17 protein-coding genes are annotated in these 20436 nt (G+C 69.8%); 15 read left to right on the top strand and 2 right to left on the bottom strand.

From position 1 onward, the window contains the following. Window positions 1-40 precede the first annotated feature (40 nt). From EDF48_RS06830 to EDF48_RS06805, 6 genes are all read left to right on the top strand, one after another. On the top strand, window positions 41-1468 hold the full coding sequence (locus EDF48_RS06830; protein ID WP_131878960.1) for a dipeptidase: 1428 nt from the start codon (window positions 41-43) through the stop codon (window positions 1466-1468). A 58-nt stretch (window positions 1469-1526) separates the two neighbouring features. Next, window positions 1527-1898 carry an iron-sulfur cluster assembly accessory protein gene (locus EDF48_RS06825; protein ID WP_111085771.1) on the top strand — a complete coding sequence of 124 codons (372 nt, stop codon included), beginning with the start codon at window positions 1527-1529 and terminating at the stop codon, window positions 1896-1898. A gap of 268 nt (window positions 1899-2166) precedes the next feature. Then, window positions 2167-3069, top strand: a complete 903-nt coding sequence (coxB, locus tag EDF48_RS06820) for a cytochrome c oxidase subunit II (protein WP_111085770.1) — start codon at window positions 2167-2169, stop codon at window positions 3067-3069. Window positions 3070-3080: 11 nt separating this feature from the next. Beyond that, window positions 3081-4817: a cytochrome c oxidase subunit I gene (gene ctaD / locus EDF48_RS06815; RefSeq protein WP_173168381.1), complete on the top strand. Its 1737-nt coding sequence runs from the start codon at window positions 3081-3083 to the stop codon at window positions 4815-4817. 4 nt (window positions 4818-4821) lie between these two features. Continuing rightward, on the top strand, window positions 4822-5238 hold the full coding sequence (locus tag EDF48_RS06810; RefSeq protein ID WP_111085768.1) for a cytochrome c oxidase subunit 4: 417 nt from the start codon (window positions 4822-4824) through the stop codon (window positions 5236-5238). A gap of 233 nt (window positions 5239-5471) precedes the next feature. Next, window positions 5472-6845, top strand: a complete 1374-nt coding sequence (locus EDF48_RS06805; protein WP_123292491.1) for a glucose-6-phosphate dehydrogenase — start codon at window positions 5472-5474, stop codon at window positions 6843-6845. 102 nt (window positions 6846-6947) lie between these two features. On the opposite strand, the gene EDF48_RS06800 is transcribed toward EDF48_RS06805, so the two are convergent. Beyond that, window positions 6948-8879, bottom strand: coding sequence for a glycoside hydrolase family 15 protein (locus EDF48_RS06800; RefSeq protein ID WP_131878958.1), 1932 nt, complete (start codon window positions 8877-8879; stop codon window positions 6948-6950). A 122-nt stretch (window positions 8880-9001) separates the two neighbouring features. Further along, on the bottom strand, window positions 9002-10066 hold the full coding sequence (locus EDF48_RS06795) for a phosphatase domain-containing protein (protein ID WP_131878956.1): 1065 nt from the start codon (window positions 10064-10066) through the stop codon (window positions 9002-9004). Window positions 10067-10205: 139 nt separating this feature from the next. On the opposite strand from EDF48_RS06795, the gene EDF48_RS19380 reads away from it, so the two are divergent. From EDF48_RS19380 to cydC, 9 genes are all read left to right on the top strand, one after another. Further along, entirely contained in the window at window positions 10206-10853 is a 648-nt protein-coding gene (locus EDF48_RS19380; protein WP_166673162.1) for a TetR/AcrR family transcriptional regulator, read from the top strand. A gap of 215 nt (window positions 10854-11068) precedes the next feature. Beyond that, window positions 11069-11992 carry an ATP-binding cassette domain-containing protein gene (locus EDF48_RS06785; protein ID WP_123292493.1) on the top strand — a complete coding sequence of 308 codons (924 nt, stop codon included), beginning with the start codon at window positions 11069-11071 and terminating at the stop codon, window positions 11990-11992. After that, a complete protein-coding gene (locus EDF48_RS06780; RefSeq protein ID WP_123292494.1) occupies window positions 11989-12705 on the top strand; it encodes an ABC transporter permease subunit in 717 nt (238 codons plus the stop codon). Before EDF48_RS06785 ends, EDF48_RS06780 begins: the two co-directional genes overlap by 4 nt. Next, on the top strand, window positions 12702-13430 hold the full coding sequence (locus EDF48_RS06775; RefSeq protein ID WP_111085762.1) for an ABC transporter permease: 729 nt from the start codon (window positions 12702-12704) through the stop codon (window positions 13428-13430). The genes EDF48_RS06780 and EDF48_RS06775 overlap by 4 nt, the downstream gene beginning before the upstream one ends. Beyond that, window positions 13427-14347, top strand: coding sequence for an ABC transporter substrate-binding protein (locus EDF48_RS06770; protein WP_123340387.1), 921 nt, complete (start codon window positions 13427-13429; stop codon window positions 14345-14347). Before EDF48_RS06775 ends, EDF48_RS06770 begins: the two co-directional genes overlap by 4 nt. A gap of 274 nt (window positions 14348-14621) precedes the next feature. After that, window positions 14622-16034 (top strand): cytochrome ubiquinol oxidase subunit I, encoded by a 1413-nt coding sequence (locus tag EDF48_RS06765; protein WP_123292497.1) that lies wholly within the window; start codon window positions 14622-14624, stop codon window positions 16032-16034. 1 nt (window position 16035) lies between these two features. Beyond that, window positions 16036-17040 (top strand): cytochrome d ubiquinol oxidase subunit II, encoded by a 1005-nt coding sequence (cydB, locus tag EDF48_RS06760; protein ID WP_123340389.1) that lies wholly within the window; start codon window positions 16036-16038, stop codon window positions 17038-17040. A 10-nt stretch (window positions 17041-17050) separates the two neighbouring features. Beyond that, window positions 17051-18709 carry a thiol reductant ABC exporter subunit CydD gene (cydD, locus tag EDF48_RS06755; protein WP_131878952.1) on the top strand — a complete coding sequence of 553 codons (1659 nt, stop codon included), beginning with the start codon at window positions 17051-17053 and terminating at the stop codon, window positions 18707-18709. Beyond that, a complete protein-coding gene (gene cydC, locus EDF48_RS06750; protein ID WP_131878950.1) occupies window positions 18706-20394 on the top strand; it encodes a thiol reductant ABC exporter subunit CydC in 1689 nt (562 codons plus the stop codon). Before cydD ends, cydC begins: the two co-directional genes overlap by 4 nt. Window positions 20395-20436: the final 42 nt, after the last annotated feature.

The following is a 20436-nucleotide window of genomic DNA, read 5'->3' as shown; positions in this document are numbered from 1 at the left end:
CGGCGTTGTGCGTGCGGGATCGTCCTCTAGATTACCGGGCATGACCGACACCGCACAGCCCAGCTCCGCGACCGACCCCGCTCTCCTCGACGCCCTGCGCGAACAGGTGCAGGGTGCACTGCCCACGACGATCGCCGATCTGTCCGCGCTGGTGCGGATCCCGTCGGTGTCGTGGTCGGCGTTCGACGAGTCGCACGTGCTCGCGAGCGCGCGTGCCGTGGCGGACCTGGCGCTGAGCACCGGTGTCTTCGCCGAGGACGAGGTGGAGATCATCCGTTCGGCCATCAGCGACGACGAGCCGCTCGAGCTCGGTCAGCCCGCCGTGCTCGCCGTCCGCCCGGCCCGGAACGGCAAGCCGACCGTCATGCTCTACGCCCACCACGACGTGCAGCCGCAGGGCGACGACGCCCTGTGGGAGACGCCGCCGTTCGAGCCGACCCTCCGCGGTGACCGGCTGTACGGTCGCGGCGCCTCGGACGACAAGGCCGGTGTGATGACCCACATCGCGTCACTCCGAGCGATCCACGCGCAGTTCGGCGACGACCTCGACCTCGGTGTCGTCCTGTTCGTCGAGGGCGAGGAGGAGTTCGGCTCCCGGTCCTTCCGCACCTTCCTCGCCGACCAGAAGGAGCGCCTGGCAGCCGACGTCATCGTGGTCGCCGACAGTGACAACTGGTCGGTGGACGTGCCGTCGATCACGGTCTCGCTCCGCGGCAACGTCACCTTCAAGCTCACCCTGACGACCCTCGAGCACGCCAGCCACAGCGGGATGTTCGGGGGAGCGGCGCCGGACGCCATGATCCCGATGGTCAAGCTGCTCGCGTCGCTGCACGACGACGCCGGTTCGGTCGCCGTCGACGGGCTCACCTCGTACGATGCCGACGTCCCGGCACGGACCGACGACGAGCTCGCCGTGGACGCGGCCCTGGTCGAGGGCGTCCGACCGATCGGCACCGGCGAGGTCCTGTCGCGCATGTGGTTCCAGCCGTCGATCACCGTGACCGGCATGGACGTGCCGAGCGTTGCGAACGCCTCCAACACGCTGCTGCCGACCGTCTCCGCCCGCGTGTCGGTGCGGGTCGCACCCGGCCAACCCGCCACGGAGGCGTACGCGGCCGTCGAGCGGCACCTGCGGGCACACGTGCCCTTCGGTGCCCGGATGGAGATCTCCGAGCCGGACAGCGGCGACGGCTTCCTCGTCGACACGGCCGGCTGGGCCGTCCAGGAGGCCCGCACGGCCATGCGCGAGGGCTGGGGTGCCGAGGCGGTCGAACAGGGCATCGGCGGCTCGATCCCGTTCGTCTCGGACCTCGCCGCGGAGTTCCCGGAGGCCCAGATCCTGGTCACCGGGGTGGAGGACCCGGACACCCGCGCCCACAGCCCGAACGAGTCGCAGCACCTCGGCGTCCTGCACCGGGCCATCGCGTCCGAGGCGATCCTGCTCGCCAGGCTCGCGACGCGCAGCTGACGGTGCTTACAATCGAGGCCAGGCGCGGTGAACCGCACCGCCCGGAGGGAGACGCGCGATGAGCGACACCATCACCACCGACGCACCGGTGACCGAGGCGGCCTCGCACGGCGTCCTCCTGAGCGACGCCGCGGCCGGCAAGGTGGCGAGTCTCCTCGAGCAGGAGGGCCGCGACGACCTGCGACTGCGCCTCGCCGTCCAGCCCGGGGGCTGCTCGGGTCTGATCTACCAGCTGTACTTCGACGAGCGCCTGCTCGACGGTGACGTCACCGCCGAGTTCGATGGGGTCGAGGTCGTCGTCGACAAGATGAGCGTCCCGTACCTCGATGGCGCGACGATCGACTTCGAGGACACCATCCAGAAGCAGGGCTTCACGATCGACAACCCGAACGCGCAGGGCAGCTGCGCGTGCGGTGACAGCTTCCACTGATCACCAGCCGATCCGACACGCGAGCGGGGAGCGACCGACACGGTCGCTCCCCGCTCGCGTTCGTCGGGGGATGCGGTCGCAGTGTGACCGGGGAAAACGGCCGGTCAGGAGTGCGGATCGCGGCGATGAGCGTGTCGGGTGTGCGCGAGCGGTACCGAGCTGCGAGTAAGCTAGGAGTGTTCCAATCAAGCTGGGAGCCAGCCAAGTGTCGCCTTCGTGCGGCTCGGCGGGTTCGGCTCCGGGCTCACGTCTTTTGCGAGAGGTAACAGTGCGTTCGAATCGCCGTATACGTTGGGCGGCCGTCCCGGTGGCCGTCGGTCTGGTCATCGCACTGGCTGGCTGCACGCAGCAGCAGATGAACGGATGGCTCCCCGGCACGGAGGAGACGAAGGACGTCACCAACCACACGAGCCGCATCGTCGGCCTGTGGACCACCAGCTGGGTGGTGCTCCTCGCCGTCGGTCTCATCGTCTGGGGCCTGATCATCTGGGCCGCCATCGTGTACCGCCGCCGGAAGGGCCAGACCGGCCTGCCCGTGCAGATGCGCTACAACATGCCGCTCGAGATCTTCTACACGATCGTGCCGCTCATCCTGGTGCTCGGCTTCTTCGCCTTCACCGCGAAGGACCAGGCCGCGATCGAGAAGCCGTTCGACGACCCCGACGCCACCGTGCACGTGTACGGCAAGCGCTGGGCGTGGGACTTCAACTACATCAACAAGGACAACCCCGAGGACAGCGTCTACTACCAGGGCATCCAGGCCCAGGAAGAAGAGAACGCCAAGGGCGCCATCGACGAGTCGCAGCTGCCGACCCTCTACCTGCCGCAGGGCAAGAAGGTCGCGATCGAGCTCTCCTCGCGCGACGTCGACCACTCCTTCTGGATCATCGACTTCCTGTACAAGAAGGACATGCTCCCCGGCAAGACGAACTGGGAGTACTTCATCCCGGAGAAGCTCGGGACGTACCAGGGCAAGTGCGCGGAGCTCTGCGGTGAGTACCACTCGCTGATGCTCTTCCAGGTGAAGGTCGTCACGCCGGCGCAGTACCAGGACTACCTCGACACCCTGAAGGACCAGGGCAAGGTCGGGCTCCTCGGTGACGAGTACAACACCAACACGAACGAACCGAACAACAAGGCGCCGGTCGAGGCGTCCAGCGAGAACAAGTAGGGGCTCGTCAGATGACAACGTCTTTCGTCGGCCAACCGACCCAGACTGCTTCGCCGGACTTCCAGGCGTCGAAGGTGGGCCGGAAGGGCAACATCATCGTCCGGTGGATCACCTCCACCGACCACAAGACCATCGGGTACATGTACCTGATCGCGTCGTTCGTCTTCTTCCTGCTCGCGGGTGTGATGGCCCTGGTCATCCGTGCCCAGCTGTTCGAGCCCGGCCTGCACGTGGTCGCGACGAAGGAGCAGTACAACCAGCTCTTCACGATGCACGGCACGATCATGCTGCTGATGTTCGCGACGCCGCTCTTCTCGGGATTCGCGAACGCGATCATGCCGCTCCAGATCGGTGCTCCCGACGTTGCCTTCCCGCGACTCAACGGCTTCGCGTTCTGGCTCTACCTGTTCGGCTCGCTCATCGCGGTCGGCGGCTTCCTCACCCCGCAGGGTGCGGCCTCGTTCGGCTGGTTCGCCTACGCGCCACTGAGTGACACGACGTTCACACCAGGGCTCGGCGGCACACTCTGGGTCTTCGGACTCGGCATGACCGGCTTCTCGACGATCCTCGGCGCGGTGAACTTCATCACCACCATCATCACGATGCGTGCCCCGGGTCTGACGATGTTCCGCATGTCGATCTTCACGTGGAACACCCTCGTGACGGCGCTGCTCGTCCTGATGGCCTTCCCGGTGCTCGCCACCGCGCTGTTCGGCCTCGGGCTCGACCGGGTGTTCGACGCGCAGATCTTCAACCCGGCCAACGGCGGTGCCCTGCTCTGGCAGCACCTGTTCTGGTTCTTCGGGCACCCCGAGGTGTACATCATCGCGCTGCCGTTCTTCGGCATCGTGTCCGAGGTCTTCCCGGTCTTCAGCCGCAAGCCGATCTTCGGGTACAAGACCCTCGTCTACGCGACCATCGCGATCGCGGCCCTGTCGGTCACGGTCTGGGCGCACCACATGTACGTCACCGGTGGCGTCCTGCTGCCCTGGTTCTCGCTCATGACGATGCTCATCGCGGTCCCGACCGGCGTGAAGATCTTCAACTGGGTCGGCACCATGTGGCGCGGCTCGGTGACCTTCGAGACCCCGCTGCTGTGGGCCGTCGGCTTCCTCATCACGTTCACGTTCGGTGGCCTCACCGGTGTGATCCTGGCGTCGCCGCCGCTCGACTTCCACGTGTCCGACTCGTACTTCGTCGTGGCGCACTTCCACTACGTGGTCTTCGGCACCGTCGTCTTCGCGATGTTCTCCGGCTTCTACTTCTGGTGGCCGAAGTGGACGGGCAAGATGCTCAACGAGCGTCTCGGCAAGATCCACTTCTGGCTCCTGTTCATCGGGTTCCACACCACGTTCCTCATCCAGCACTGGCTGGGCGTCATCGGCATGCCGCGTCGTTACGCGACCTACCTGCCGAACGACGGCTTCACCTGGATGAACCAGCTGTCGACGATCGGCTCGATGATCCTCGCGATCTCGTTCCTGCCGTTCATCTTCAACGTCTACGTGACGGCCCGGAACGCACCGAAGGTCGCCGTGAACGACCCGTGGGGCTACGGCCGCTCGCTCGAGTGGGCCACCAGCTGCCCGCCGCCCCGCCACAACTTCACGTCGATCCCGCGGATCCGTTCCGAGTCCCCGGCCTTCGACCTGAACCACCCCGAGGCAGGTGTGCCGATCGGTGTCGGCCCCGCGAAGGACGCCCCGGATGCCCCGACCTACGACGCCGCGAAGGGCGAGGTGAAGTAAGCCGATGCGCGCGAACACCAACCTGTTCTGGATCCTCTTCGGGTTCTTCATCCTCGCGGACGCCGCGTACACGATCTGGGCGCTGCTCTACTACGGCCACCCGGAGTGGGTCGGCACCGTGGCGATCGGCCTGACCGGCATCATGTCCGCGTTCATCGCCTTCTACCTCGGCAAGGTCATGGCGTCCCAGGGCGGCGTGCTGCCCGAGGACCGCCCTGACGCCAACATCGAGGACGGCGACGCCGAGCTCGGGCACTTCAGCCCGTGGTCGTGGTGGCCCATCCTGCTGGCAGCAGCGGTCGCCGTCTGCTTCCTCGGTGTCGCAGCCGGGCTGTGGATCGTCCCGATCGGACTCGCCCTGGTGGCGGTCACCCTGGTCGGCTGGGTCTACGAGTACTACCGCGGCAACTTCGGGCACTGACCTGACGCTGCAACGCACCTGACACTTCGGGCGGCACCACATCCGGTGCCGCCCGAAGTGCGTCCAGGCGCTGCACGACCACAGCACACGACCCGGCGCTGCCAACGCAGCGCACGACCCGGCGCTGCACACCACAGCGCCCCACGATCTCCGGTCCCCGATCCGGAACAAACGGGCCCGCCCGCGGCTTGACTGGAGCGGACCTCCCACCACAGCGAAAGGAGTCACCTCAGGTGACCGACAAGCGCACCCTCATCATCTTCGGCGCGACGGGCGACCTCGCCTCCCGCCTGCTGCTGCCGGGCCTCGGCACGTTCCTGCAGAGCGGTCGAGCGGTTCCCGTCCAGCTCATCGGCACGGGCCGCAGCGCCCGCAGCGAAGAGCAGTGGAAGGACATCGTCACGAAGTCCTTCGCGTCGCAGGACGTGAAGGGCCCCGAGGTCGACGCCACGCTCGCGTCGACCCAGTTCATCCAGGGCGACCCCACCGACCCGGAGCACCTCACGGCACTGCTCGACGCGGCCGAGGCCGAGCCGATCCTCTACTTCGCCCTGCCCCCGCAGATCGCCTCCGACATCTGCGAGGCACTGCAGCAGGTCGAGCTCCCCGCTGGCACCACCCTCGCCTTCGAGAAGCCGTTCGGCACCGACGTCGCGAGCGCCCAGGCCCTCAACGAGACCGTGCTGAAGCTGGTCCCGGAAGAGCGCGTGCACCGCACCGACCACTTCCTCGGACGCACCACGGTCCTGAACATCATCGGTCTGCGCTTCGCGAACCGCCTGTTCGAGCCGATCTGGAACGCCGACAACATCGAGAAGGTCGACGTCTTCTACGACGAGACCCTCGGTCTCGAGAACCGCGCCCAGTACTACGACGAGGCCGGCGCGATGGTCGACATGATCCAGTCGCACCTGCTGCAGATCCTCGGCATCGTGACGATGGACGCCCCGGCGGACATCGACGCGGTCGAGTTCCGCTCGTCCCTGGCCCGGGTGCTCCGTTCGACGCGGCTCAAGGGTGACGACGCGAAGATCGCGTCGCGCCGTGCCGTCTACACGGCCGGCACGATCGATGGCAAGGAGCTGCCGTCGTACCAGGACGAGGACGGCGTCGACAAGTCGCGGAGCACCGAGACGCTCGCCGAGATCTCGGTCGAGGTCGACACCGCCCGTTGGAAGGGCGTCCCGTTCACGCTGCGGTCCGGCAAGGCACTCGGCAACAGCCGGAAGGAGGTGCTGATCACCTTCAAGCCGGTCACGCGCCTGCCCTCCGGCCTGAGCGGTCGCCCGAAGGCGGACACGCTCCGCATCGTCCTGAACCCGGACGAGATCGAGCTGACCGTGTCGGCCAACGGCGGTGGCAACCCGTTCGAGATGGGCCAGGTCACCCTGTCGTCGTCGTTCAGCGACGGCGAGCTGACCCCCTACGGCGAGGTCCTGAACGGCATCTTCCACGACGACCCGCTGCTTTCGATCCGCGGCGACGTGGCCGAGCGCTGCTGGGAGATCGTCGAGCCGGTCGTCAAGGCATGGAAGGCCGACGAGGTCCCGCTCGAGGAGTACCGCGCCGGTTCGCGCGGCCCGGCGGACTGGGAGTCGTCGTCCTGACGGACGTGACCGTCGCGCCCTGAACGGGCGGAACTGCGGACGGGAGGCACGGTGCCAGCTGGCACCGTGCCTCCCGTCCGTTTCGTGGTCAGGACCACCGCATCAGGCGGGGTTGCCCGCCCGCTCGCCCTCGCCGGTCCACGAGCGGGTGCCACCGTCGTGTACGGGCAGCCGCGTGCGGTGCCCGGTCGACGCGCCCCGCGCCCGCGCGATCGCGTCCGACGCGGACACGAGCGTCAGGTGCGACAGCACCTGCGGCGTGTTGCCGACGTGGTGTCCGGTGGCGACGTCGATCTCCTCGGAGAGCATGCCGACGTCGTTGGCGTACCCGACGAGCACGTCCATGAGGCGCTCGGCGTCGTCGATCCGCCCCGATGCCGCGTACTGCTCGACCAGCCAGAACGAGCACGCCAGGAACGGGTGCTCCGCGCCGGCGAGCCCGTCGAACCCCGACGACGTCCGGTACCGCAGCACGAGGCCGTCGGCGCCGGTGGACAGGTCCTGCTCGATGGCGGCGACGGTGCCGGTCATGCGGGCGTCGTGGGCGGAGACGTAGCCGATCTGCGGCAGGACGAGCAGGCTCGCGTCGACCTCGTCGGTGTCGTAGTGCTGCCGGTAGCTGCCGCGTGCAGCGTTCCAGCCGTGCTCCTCGATCTCGGCCCGGACCTGGTCGCGCAGGGTGCGCCAGCGGTCCACGGGCCCTTCGAGACCGAACTCCTCGACCGCGGCGACCCCACGGTCGAACGCGGCCCAGATCATCGCGCGCGAGTGCGTGAAGTGCCGTCGCGGGCCGCGCATCTCCCAGATGCCGTTGTCGGGCTCCTGCCAGTGCTCCTCGACGTAGCCGAGCAGGGCGCGCTGCAGGGCCCACGAGTCGGCGTTCTCCTCGACCCCGAGCTCGCGGGCGTCGTGCAGGGCGGCCAGGACCTCGCCGAACACGTCGCCCTGGTACTGCGTGTACGCGCCGTTGCCGACCCGGACGGGCGTCGAGCCGGCGTACCCGGGCAGGTGCGGGAGCTCCCGTTCCGGCAGTTCGCGCTCCCCGGCGATGCCGTACATGATCTGCACGTCGGCGGGGTCGCCCGCGATGGCGCGGAGCAACCAGCCGCGCCAGTGAGCCGCCTCGTCGCGGTAGCCGTGCGCGATGAGCGAGGCGAGGGCGAGGGAGGCGTCGCGGAGCCAGACGTAGCGGTAGTCCCAGTTGCGTTCACCGCCCGGGTCCTCCGGCAGGCTCGTGGTCACGGCGGCCACCACGCCGCCGGTCTCGCCGTGGGTCATCGCGCGGAGCAGCAAGAGTGAGCGGCGGGCGGCGTCGGCGTAGCGTCCCTCGGTGCGCGCCGTCGCCATCCAGTCCGTCCACCACGTCACGGTGCGGTGGAGTTCGGCGTCGACGTCGACGGGCTCCGGGGGCTCGCGGTGCGAGGGGTACCAGGTGAGCACGGTGTCGAGCACGTCACCGTCGTGGATCGTCGCGGTGGCCGTGTGCCGGTGGTCCGAGGCCCGGAAGCGCGGGCCGCGCACGATGACCGACCCGGGGCCGGCGGTGGCGAGCAGTGCAGGGTCCTCGTCGCCGCCGATCTGGCGCACCCACGGCAGCGCGAGGGCGTAGTCGAACCGGATCCGCAGGGTCTGCTGCACCTCGACCGTGCCGCTCAGGCCGCGGACACGCCGGACGATGGACGGGCGGTGGGCGCCGACGGGCATGAACTCGGTCACCTCGACGGCACCGTCCGCCGTGGTCCAGACCGTCGACAGGACGAGCGTGTCGCCGCGGTACTTCCGGTGCGCCGTCGCGGCGGGGTCGGTCGGTCGGAGCGTCCAGTGCCCGTGGTCCTCGGAGCCGAGCAGCGAGGCGAACGTGGCGGCGCTGTCGAAGCGCGGCAGGCACGCCCAGTCGATCGTGCCGTCGCGACCGACGAGCGCGGCGGTCGAGGTGTCGCCGATGACGGCGTGGTCCTCGATCAGGTTCGGGGGAGTCGCGGGGGGCGCGGGTGCTCGCTCGGTGTCGGCGGTCCGGTCCGTGTCGGTGCTCATGCCCCGATCGAACACCCGGAGGCCGAGCGTCGTGGCCGCGCGGACGGTCCGCTGGCCCTCTGGCGGCCGCGTGCCGTCGGCCGTCTGGCGGCAGTGTGCCGTCGGTGTGCATGAAGCCTCGCTCAGGTCGGGTCGGAGGCGTCCGCCTCGGCGAGCCCGACCCGCGCGAGTTCGGACCAGAGCCCGGCACCGTCGGGTGCGTAGACCCACGGCGCCGAGGTGTCGCGGGAGCGTTCCTGCGCCCGGGAGCGTCCGCCGGCCAGGACCGCCTCGCTCGTGGACAGCTGCCGGATGGCGACGCCCGCGACGTTCTCCGGGTGCTCGCGGGCGAACTCGCCGTACAGCGACTCGTCGTGCTGGCCGTCGTCGCCGACGAGCAGCCACTGCACGTCCGGGAAGTCCTTCGCCAGGCGCCGCAGGTTCTGCTGCTTGTGCAGCTGCCCGCTCCGGAAGAACCGGTCGTGCGTGGGGCCCCAGTCGGTGAGCAGGAGCGTGCCGGACGGGTACATGTTGCGGGTCAGGAAGCGCTGCAGGGTCGGCGCGACGTTCCAGGCACCGGTGGACAGGTACACGGTCGGGGAGCCGGGGTGCTGCGCCTGCACGCGTTCGTACAGCACGGACATGCCCGGCACGGGGCGGCGGGCGTGCTCGGTGAGGACGAAGGAGTTCCACGCCGCCAGCATCGGACGGGGGAGCGAGGTCACCATGACGGTGTCGTCGATGTCGGACAGCAACCCGAAGCGGGTGTCGGGGTGCACGACGAACACGTCCGCCTCGACGTCGCGCCCGCCGCCGGCCGACAACCGGACGGTGCGCCAGCCCGGCTCGAGGTCGATCGGCACGATGGTGTCGACGACCCCGCCACGGTCGGTCTCGACGACGTGCGAGACCCCACCGGCGGTGACGGTGACCTCGGCGTGGTCGACCGCGACGCTCGTGAAGCTCTTCCACCCGCGGACACCGGCGTACGAGACGTCGGAGGCGAGGCCACGGCGGGTCAGCAGCACGCGGCAGAGGATGCGGACCCATCCGGGAGCGCCGTAGCCGGTGTAGGGGACGACGGTCGGGACCAGGCCACGGCTTCGGGCGCGGTGCTCGCGGAACTCCTGGACGGCGTCCTCGATGCGGGCCGCGCGGTGCAGGAGCGGCTCGGCCAACGACGGCTCGTGGGGCGTCGGGTCGGGCATCGCCCCATCATCCCATGCAGGACCCGGAAGTCCACGTCCCGCGGCACCTGTGGTGAGTCGCAGCCATGTTCCAGCCGGTCTCTGCGAAAATCGTCCTCGTCACACCAACGAACCGCGCTGGAGCGCAAGAGGAGAACACGTGCTCGTCACCGAGGTAACGAACGCTCTGCCGGGGGGATCATCACTGCTCAGGAACGAGCCGGTCCAAGCCCGCAGTTCGGCGCGCCTCGCGGGTCTGCTCGACGCTGCTGCCGCGGTGATCGACGAGATCGGGTTCGAGCGACTCACGACCGCGATGGTCGCCGAGCGGGCCGGCGCGTCCATCGGCACCGTCTACCGCTACTTCCCGGACCGCATCGCCGTGGTCGACGCGCTCGCGATCCGCTGCACGCAGCGGCTCGCCGCGCGCTTCGTCGCGGCGCTCGACGCGAGCGGCGCGGAGACCTGGCAGCAGGCCTGCGACGCGCTGATCGACGAGACCGCCGAGCTGTACCGCACCGAGCCCGGGTTCCGCGCGATCCGCTTCGGCGACACCGCGGACACCGGCACCGGTGACGCCGAGGACCGCATGGGAGCGCTCGGCGCCGCCGTCGGGCAGATCATGCGCGACCGGTTCGGGCTGCCCGACAACGAGCGCATCGCACGTGCCTGGGTCGTGCTGGCCGAGTCCGGCCACGCCGTGCTGGCGCGGGCGCACCGCGACCGCGAGCACCCCGACTCGGCGCTCATCGCCGAGTACCGCACGATGAGCCGTGCCCACATGGAGTCCGTGGTCGCCGCCGGCTGACCGCCGCGGGGTCCCGCACCCATCCGACGACGCCCGTGCTTCCGAACAGGAGGCGCGGGCGTCGTCGTCCGCGCTGGTTCCGTCGTGCGCTCGGTCCGGTCCACGGCGGTGCGCACCTGTCCGGGACGCGCCGCGTGCCGGAACGGGTGAACCGCTGTCGGACCCGACGGGTACTCTCATCCGGAGTCGGGCTACCTCCGAACAGAAGGGCACCCATGATCGAGTTCCGCTCGGTACGAAAGACCTACCCGGACGGCACCACCGCGGTCGACGACTTCGACCTCGTGATCCCGTCCCGGACCACGACCGTCTTCGTCGGCTCCAGCGGCTGCGGCAAGACGACGCTGCTCCGGATGATCAACCGCATGGTCGACCCCACCTCGGGTTCCGTGCAGATCGACGGATCCGACGTCTCCGGCGTCGACCCCGTGAAGCTCCGGCGGAGCATCGGGTACGTCATGCAGAACTCCGGTCTGCTGCCGCACCGCAAGGTCGTCGACAACATCGCGACCGTGCCCCTGCTCACCGGGGTGTCGAAGGCCGACGCCCGCACGCGTGCGCTCGAGCTCATGGACACCGTGGGACTCGACCGGGCGTTCGCCGACCGGTACCCGTCCCAGCTGTCCGGCGGGCAGCAGCAGCGCGTCGGTGTGGCCCGCGGCCTCGCCGTCGACCCGAACATCCTGCTCATGGACGAGCCCTTCGGCGCCGTCGACCCGCTGGTCCGCAACGACCTGCAGGACGAGCTCATCCGCCTGCAGCGTGAACTCGGCAAGACCGTCGTGTTCGTGACGCACGACATCGACGAGGCGTTCAAGCTCGGCGACCAGGTCGTCATCCTGAAGAAGGGCGGCGAGATCGCCCAGCAGGGCACGCCGTCCGAGATCCTCGCCGAGCCGGCGGACGACTTCGTCGCGAACTTCATCGGTGTGGGCCGTGGGCGTCGGTCGCTGCGCGTCGAGCACACCCCCACGGGCCCCATCGTCGTGGACGGCGACGGGCGTGCAGCCGGTGTCCTCACCGGACCGGTCAACGTCGTCGACGCCGCCGCAGCGGTGCAGGCCGACCCCGCATCGAACCAGGCCGGAGCGTCGCTCGACGCCCCGGGTGCTCCGGCGCAGGGTGAGGGCACGCGGTGAAGTGGGTCCTCGCGAACCTGGACACGATCCGTGACGCCACGGTCGCGCACCTGGCCATCGCCATCCCGCCGATCATCATCGCGTTCCTGCTGTCCATCCCCATCGGCTGGCTCGTCGTCCGCCTCCAGCGCCCCGGTGGATCGCGGTTCGCCTCGGGTGTCGGCAGCGGCATCGTGACGTTCGCCGGGCTGCTCTACGCGATCCCGTCCCTGGCGCTGTTCGTGGCGCTGCCGGGCATCATCGGCACCGGGCTGCAGAGCCCGGTCAACGTCGTGATCGGGTTGACCCTGTACGGCCTCGCGCTCATGGTCCGGTCGACCGTCGACGGGCTCACCTCGGTGGACTCGGGGACGAAGTCGGCCTCGACCGCGATGGGGTACTCGTCGGCGCAGCGGTTCTTCCGCGTCGAACTGCCGCTGGCCGGGCCGGTGCTGCTCGCCGGGCTGCGGGTGGTCTCGGTGTCCACGATCTCGCTGACCACCGTCGGCGCCGTCCTGGGCATCCAGAGCCTCGGCTCGCTGTTCACGGACGGCCTCGGCCGCGGGATCTACGAGGAGATCATCTCCGGCATCGTCATGGTCCTCGTCCTGGCGTTCGTGCTCGACGGGATCCTGGTGCTGCTCGGCCGGATCGTCATGCCGTGGACCCGGACGACCTCGGTGTCGCGTCGCCGGACCCGCCGTGTCCTGCAAGCAGCGGAGGTCGCCTCGTGATCATCGGACAGGCCTTCGCCTGGGTCTTCGACCCCACCAACTACTCCGGGTACAACGCGATCCCCGGCCGCCTCTGGGAGCACATCTGGATCACGCTGCTCGCCGTGGTGATCGCCTCGGTGATCGCCGTGCCGATCGGGTACGCCATCGGCCACACGCGCCGCGCACGGGGCTTCTCGATCGCCGTGTCCGGCGGGATCCGCGCACTGCCGACGCTCGGCGTGCTCTCCCTGTTCGGGCTCCTGCTCGGCATCGGCCTGCAGGCTCCGCTCCTGGCGCTCGTCGTGCTCGCCATCCCCTCGGTGCTGGCCGGTGCGTACTCGGGCATCGAGTCGGTCGAACCCGTGACCGTCGACGCCGCCAAGGCCCAGGGCATGACGGGGTGGCAGATCCTGTGGAAGGTCGAGGTCCCGCTCGGCCTGCCCCTGCTGATCGGCGGCTTCCGCGCAGCCGTGCTGCAGGTCGTGGCCACGGCGACGCTCGCCGCGTACGTCGGTGCCGGCGGCCTCGGCGGCTACTTCTTCCTCGGTCTGAAGACCCAGGACTACGCCGAGATGCTCGGCGCCTCCATCCTCGTGATCGCACTCGCGATCGCGTTCGAGATCGTGTTCGCCGTGCTGCAGCGGGCGTCGGTGCCCAAGGGCACCGCCGACCCGTCGGCCCGGCAGCGCCAGGGATCGCGCGAGCGAGCCCGCAATCCCATCCCGGAAGGAAATCCATCGTGATCACAGCAAAGATCCGTGCGGGCGTCGCAGCAGCGCTCGCACTGGGCGTCGCCGCCGCCCTGACCGGCTGCGCGTCGAGCGACCCGCTCGACAGCGGCTCCAGCGCGTCGTCCGACTCCAAGACGATCGTCGTCGGCTCGCAGCAGTACTACTCGAACGAGATCATCGCCGAGCTGTACGCACAGGTCCTCGAGAAGAACGGCTTCGAGGTCAAGCGCAACTTCAACATCGGGCAGCGCGAGGTCTACATCCCGCAGCTCGAGAAGGGCGCGATCGACGTCATGCCCGAGTACAGCGGCAACCTGCTGCAGTACTTCGACAAGGACTCCACGGCGAAGACCGCCGACCAGATCGACGACGGCCTCGAGACGGCGCTGCCGAAGGGCCTCCGGGTCCTCGACGAGGCCGAGGCGACCGACCAGGACAGCTACACCGTCACGAAGAAGTTCTCCGAGGACAACGACGTGACGAGCCTGGCCGACCTGAAGGACGTCACGTCGAAGCTCACCGTCGGCGCGAACTCCGAGTTCCAGACCCGTCCGTACGGTCCGAAGGGCCTGAAGTCGGTCTACGGCGTCGACGTCGACTTCAAGGCGGTCGAGGACTCCGGCGGAGCCCTGACGGTCAAGGCGCTGAAGGACGGCACCGTCCAGCTCGCCGACATCTACAGCGCCGACCCGAGCATCAAGGCGAACGACTTCGTCACGCTCGAGGACCCGGAGAACCTGATCCTGCCGCAGAACGTCATCCCCGTCGTCTCCGACAAGGTGAACGACAAGGCCGCGGACGCGATCGACTCGGTCAACGAGAAGCTGACGCCCGAGGCCCTGATCGAGCTCAACACCAAGAGCACGGCGGACAAGGAGAAGGCGTCCACCATCGCCAAGGAGTTCCTGACCGACGAGGGCCTGCTGTAACAGCAGTCCTCGTGCGTTAGACGACAGGCGTCGGGCAACTGCCCGGCGCCTGTCGTCGTTCGGCGGAGCGGGGATCGGCACATCCGTGCCGCACGGTTGTGCCGTGCAGCACCCTTGCACGTTCGTGCAGGGAACATTTCTACAAGTTGTCGAAGTCGGTGGTGACGCGGTACCGTTGAAGAGTCCCAACGGCTGTGACATCTGATGTATCCGTTCCACAGGAAGACACTGACGTGCACCGACTGCGCGCGGCGACCCGACTGGGAAGTGCCGCATGACCGACCTCCTCGACCCGCTCATCCTGTCGCGGTGGCAGTTCGGTCTGACGACCATCTACCACTTCCTCTTCGTCCCGCTGACGATCGGCATGGCCGCCGTGGTGGCCGTGTTCCAGACCGCCTGGTACCGGACCGGTCGCGCGCATTACCTGCAGCTGACCCGGTTCTTCGGACGCATCTTCCTGATCAACTTCGCGATGGGCGTCGTGACGGGCATCGTGCAGGAGTTCCAGTTCGGCATGAACTGGTCGAACTACTCGCGCTTCGTCGGTGACGTCTTCGGCGCCCCGCTCGCGCTCGAGGGGATCCTGGCCTTCTTCTTCGAAGCCGCGTTCATCGGCGTCTGGATCTTCGGCTGGGACCGCTTGCCGAAGGGACTGCACCTGGCGAGCATCTGGTGCGTCAGCGCCGGCACGATCATGTCGGCGTACTTCATCATCGCCGCGAACGCGTTCATGCAGCACCCGGTCGGCTTCTCGATGAACGAGGCCAAGGGCCGCGCGGAGCTCACCGACATCTGGGCGGTCCTCGGCAACAAGGTCGCCCTCGCCGCCTTCCCGCACACGTTGTTCGCCTGCTTCATGGTCGCCGCAGCAGTGATCATCTCGGTCGCCGCCTACCACCTGGCGCGGAACCAGAACCTCGAGACGATGATGCCGGCGCTCAAGTTCGGCATGTGGACCATGGTGGCTGCGGGGGCCCTGACGGTGCTCACCGGCGACCAGCTCGGCCTGACCATGGTCGACACCCAGCCGATGAAGATGGCCGCGGCCGAAGCGCTCTACAACACGGCGACCGGCAAGGACGCCTCGTTCTCGATCTTCACGCTCGGCACCCCCGACGGCGTGCACGAACTGTTCTCGATCCGGGTGCCCTACCTGCTGTCGTTCCTGTCCACGCACACCTTCAACGGCACGGTCGAGGGCATCAACGACCTGCAGGCGCAGTACACCCAGGTGTACGGGCCCGGCGACTACAAGCCGATCATCTGGGTCACCTACTGGTCGTTCCGCTGGATGATCGCGCTCGGCGTCGGTGCGGTCATGGTGTCGCTCGCCGGCCTCTGGCTGACCCGCAAGGGCCGGTTCCCGACGAAGCGCTGGATCTGGCGCGTCGCCACCTGGACCGTCCCGCTCCCGATGGCCGCGATGATCGTCGGCTGGATCTTCACCGAGATGGGTCGCCAGCCGTGGCTCGTGTTCGGGTTGCTCAAGACCAGCGACGGCGTCTCGCCGAACGTGACCGGGCTCGAGGTCCTCATCTCGCTCGTCGTGTTCACCGTGATCTACGGCTCGCTGGCGGTGGTCGAGTTCAAGCTCATCAAGAAGGTCGCGCAAGAGGGCCCTGCCGCTCCGGCAGAGGTCGACGAGGAGACCGGCGAGGTCAAGCACGAAGTGACGGTGTACTGAGATGGATCTGCCTGTCCTCTGGTTCGCGATCGTCGGCGTGTTCTTCGTCGGCTACTTCGTCCTCGACGGCTTCGACTTCGGGGTCGGCATGTCCCTGCCCTTCCTGGGCAAGGACGACACCGACCGTCGGGTGCTCATCAACACGATCGGCCCGGTCTGGGACCTCAACGAGACGTGGGTCATCGTCGCCGGCGCCTGCCTGTTCGCGGCGTTCCCCGAGTGGTACGCGACGATGTTCTCCGGGTTCTACCTGGCGCTGCTGCTCATCCTCGCGGCGCTGATCCTGCGCGGTGTCTCGTTCGAGTACCGCCACCAGAACAAGCACCTCGAGTGGAAGCGTCGCTTCGACCTGATGATCATCGTCGGCTCTGCCCTGCCGTCGTTCCTCTGGGGCGTCGCGTTCGGCAACGTCGTCCGCGGGATCCCGATGGACTCCGGGCACAACTACACGGGCACGCTCTTCGACCTGCTCAACCCGTTCGCGCTCCTGACCGGCGTGGCGACGCTGCTGGTGTTCTTCACGCACGGCGTCGTGTTCGTGGCGCTGAAGACCGAGGGCGAGATCCGCGAGCGGGCGAAGCGCCTGGCGACCCGGGCCGGCATCCTGACGATCGTCGTCGGTGCCGCGTTCCTGGTCTGGATGGCGTTCGTCCGGGCGACCCCTGCCTCGCTCGTGCTCTCGGTGGTCGCGGCACTCGCGCTCGTCCTGGCCGTGCTGTGCAACGCCTGGGGCAAGGAGGGCCGGGCGTTCACGCTCATGGCCGTCACCATCGCCGCGATCGTGCTCGCCATGTTCACGGCGATCTTCCCGGACGTCATGCCCGCCACCAACGACCCGGCGAACAGCCTGAACGTGTACAACGCCTCGAGCGGTTCGTACACGCTGACGGTGATGAGCTGGGTGGCGCTGATCTTCGTGCCCCTCGTGTTCGCGTACCAGGCCTGGACGTACTGGGTGTTCCGCAAGCGTGTCTCGCGGGCCCAGGTCACCCAGGCCGCGCACTAGGCAGGCGACGGTGAAGCCGCTCGACCCGCGACTCCTGCGCCTGTCGCGGACGGCGCGCGGCTTCATCGTCGCGGCCGCCGGCACCGGCGTCCTCCGCACGGTCGCGACCATCGCGATCGCGTGGGGGATCGCCGCCGCCGTGACCCTCGGCATCGACGCGGTCCAGGACGGCAGTGTCCCGGGCGCCTTCGGGCAGGCGCTCGCGCTGCTGGGCGGCGCGTTCGTGCTCCGTGCCGTGGCGGCCTGGGCGACCGACGACCTGGCCGCCCGCGCCGCGGCGAAGGTGAAGAGCGAGATGCGCACCACGGTGCTCGCCCGCGCCGCCGAGCGGGGTCCGTCCTGGCTGGCGGGCCGGTCGAGTGCGGGGTTCGCCACCACCCTCGGGCCGGGCCTCGACGCGCTCGACGCCTACTTCGGTCGCTACCTGCCGCAGCTCGCACTCACCGCGATCGCCACACCGCTGCTGCTGGTCGCGATCGGCCTCGGTGACCTGACGAGCGGGCTGATCATCCTGTTCGCCCTGCCGGTCATCCCGGTGTTCATGATCCTGATCGGACTCGCGACCCAGTCGTTGCAGCGGAAGCAGTCCGATGCCCTCGCCAAGCTCGGCGGTGCCTTCCTCGAGGCCGTCGAGGGCCTGGCCACCCTCAAGGTGTTCGGTCGCGCCCGGCGCCAGGTCGGCCGCATCGGCGCCGTCACGGACGAGTACCGTCGCGGCACGCTCGGGGTGCTCCGGCTGTCGTTCGTCAGCGGGTTCGCGCTCGAGCTCGCCGCGAGCCTGTCCGTCGCCCTCGTCGCGGTGTCGATCGGCATCCGGCTGGTCGACGGCTCGCTCGGGCTCGGCGCCGCGATGTTCGTCCTGGTGCTCGCCCCCGAGGCGTTCGCCCCCATCCGCCAGGTCGGCGCGGACTTCCACGCCGCCCAGGACGGCGTCGAGGCATCGGCAGCGGTCCTCGACGTCCTCGACGACGACACGGAGCCCGCGCCGCACCACGACACGGACCCCGCGGCGACCGCTCCGGCTGCCGCGGCGCTGGCCGTGCACGGTCTGACCGTCCGCCGGCCCGACGTGGTGATCGGCCCGCTCGACCTGCACGCCGACCCCGGCACCGTCGTCGTGCTCGCCGGTCCGAGCGGCTCGGGCAAGTCGAGCGTCATCGCCGCACTCCGCGGCGTCCTGCCGCACGACGGCACCGTGGTCGTCCCGGGCGCCGCCGGTACGACCGCCGCCGGCCGCACCACCTGGGCCGATCAGCGACCCCGCCTCGTGCGCGGGACCGTCGCCGAGAACGTCGCGCTCAGCGCGACCCCCGACGCCGTGGACGTCCAGACCGCGTTGCGCGACGCGGGGCTGGGGGTCGACCCGGGCCTCCCGATCGGCGCCGGCGGCAGCGGACTGTCCGGCGGCCAGGCGCAGCGCGTCGCCGTCGCGCGGGCGCTGTACCGCGCCCGCCGCGTCGGCACGCCGTTGGTCCTGCTCGACGAACCGACGTCGGCGCTCGACGCCGAGGCCGAGGCCCACGTCGTCGCCGCGATCCGCGGCCTGGCGGCCGACGGCGCGGTCGTCGTGGTGGCCAGCCACCGACCGGCGGTCGTGGCCGCGGCCGACGTCCGGGTCGACATCGGCACCGGTGGGTCGGTCACCGTCCGGACGGGGGTGCGCGCATGAGCCGGGAGGCTCGTGGCGCGTCGGTCCTGCGCCTCGCGATGCCCCACGGGTCGGGTTGGGCGAAGGCGGTCGCCGCCGGCGCGCTCAGTGCGGTCTGCGCCGTGGCGCTCCTCGCCGCGAGCGGCTACCTCATCACCCGTGCCGCGGAGCACCCGCCGATCCTCTACCTGACCCTCGTGATGGTCGGCGTGCGGGCGTTCGCACTCGGGCGTGCGGCGCTGCGCTACGTCGACCGGCTCGCCGGGCACGACGCGTCCTTCCGGCAGCTCGCGGTGGTGCGCACCGAGATGTACCGGCGGCTCGCCTCGGTCGCACCGGCAGGGCTCGGCAGCACCGGCCGTGGCGACCTGATGACCCGCCTGGTCACCGACACCGACCGGCTGCAGGACCTGCCCATCCGCGTCGTCGGGCCGCTGGTGTCCGCCGGGGTCGTCGCCCTGCTGTCCGTCGTCGCGGTGGCGATCGTGTCGGTGCCGGCCGCCCTCGTGCTCGTGCTCGGCCTGGCGGTCGCGGCGCTGCTCGGGTCGGTCGTGACGGGGTCGATCGCCGAGCGCTCCGACCGTGAGACCGCGGCGGACCGTGGTCGGGTCGCCGACCTCGTGCTCGACACCGTGCGGACGCTCGACGTGTTCGCGGCCTACGGCACCCTCGACGAGCGGCTGGCGCACATCGCCCGTCTCGACGCCGGCGTCACCCGTGCGGTGCGCCGCCGTGGCACGGTCGAGGCGCTCGTCGGTGCCCTGGTCGGGCTGGTCGGCGGCGGCGCGGTCATCGGGATCCTGGCCGTCGGTGCACCCGCCGTGGTGTCCGGGGCGCTCGACGGACCGCTCTGGGCACTGACCGTGTTCGTGCCGCTCGCCCTGTTCGAGGTCGTCGGCGGGGTCCCGCTCGCCGTCCTCACGCTGCGCCGGGTGCGCGCCGCCGCCGAGCGGGTCGAGCAGGTCGTCCCGGCACGGGTGCCCGCGGGCATCGTGCCCGAACCCGAGCAGGACGCCGACCCGGCCGAACTGGCGGTGTCCGGTCCGGTCACCGTGGCGGTGCGCGACCTGACCGTGCAGTGGCCCGGAGCCACGACGCCGGCGGTCGACGGGGTCTCGCTCGACCTGCACCCCGGCGAGGTCGTCGTGCTCGAAGGGCCGAGCGGCGCGGGGAAGTCCACCCTCGTCGACGCGCTCGTCCGGTTCGTCGACCACCAGGGCTCGTACACGCTCGACGGGGTCTCGGCGAAGGACATGCACCCCGACGCCGTCCGTGCCCGCATCGGGCTCATCGAGCAGGACCCGTTCGTCTTCGACCAGTCCGTCCGACAGAACCTGCTGTTCGCCCGCGAGACCGCGACCGACGACGAGCTGCTCGCCGTGCTCGACCGGGTCGGCCTCGGCGAGTGGGTCGGACGTCGCGGCGGGCTCGATGCGTCGGTGGGGGAGCGCGGTGGCCTCGTCTCCGGCGGACAGGCGCACCGGCTCGCCCTGGCGCGCGCGCTCCTGCACGCGTTCCCGGTGCTCGTGCTCGACGAACCCACGGCCGACATCGACCCGGACCTCGGCGACGCCGTCCTGCACGACCTCGTCACGACGGCGCGCGCAGCGGGACGGACGGTCGTGATCGTGTCGCACGTGCCGGTCCGGGCGGACCTGGTCGACCGCACCCTGCGGATGGCCGCCGGCCGCCTGCTCGTCGGATGACCCGACAGGCGGACGCTGGACGGGCCTCCCGGCTTGTATCGT

This window comes from Curtobacterium sp. PhB191 (genome assembly GCF_004346515.1).
In the GTDB taxonomy this organism is placed as follows: domain Bacteria; phylum Actinomycetota; class Actinomycetes; order Actinomycetales; family Microbacteriaceae; genus Curtobacterium.
Note: the sequence above shows the minus strand (reverse complement) of the source record. Positions and strands in the feature narration are given on the sequence as shown.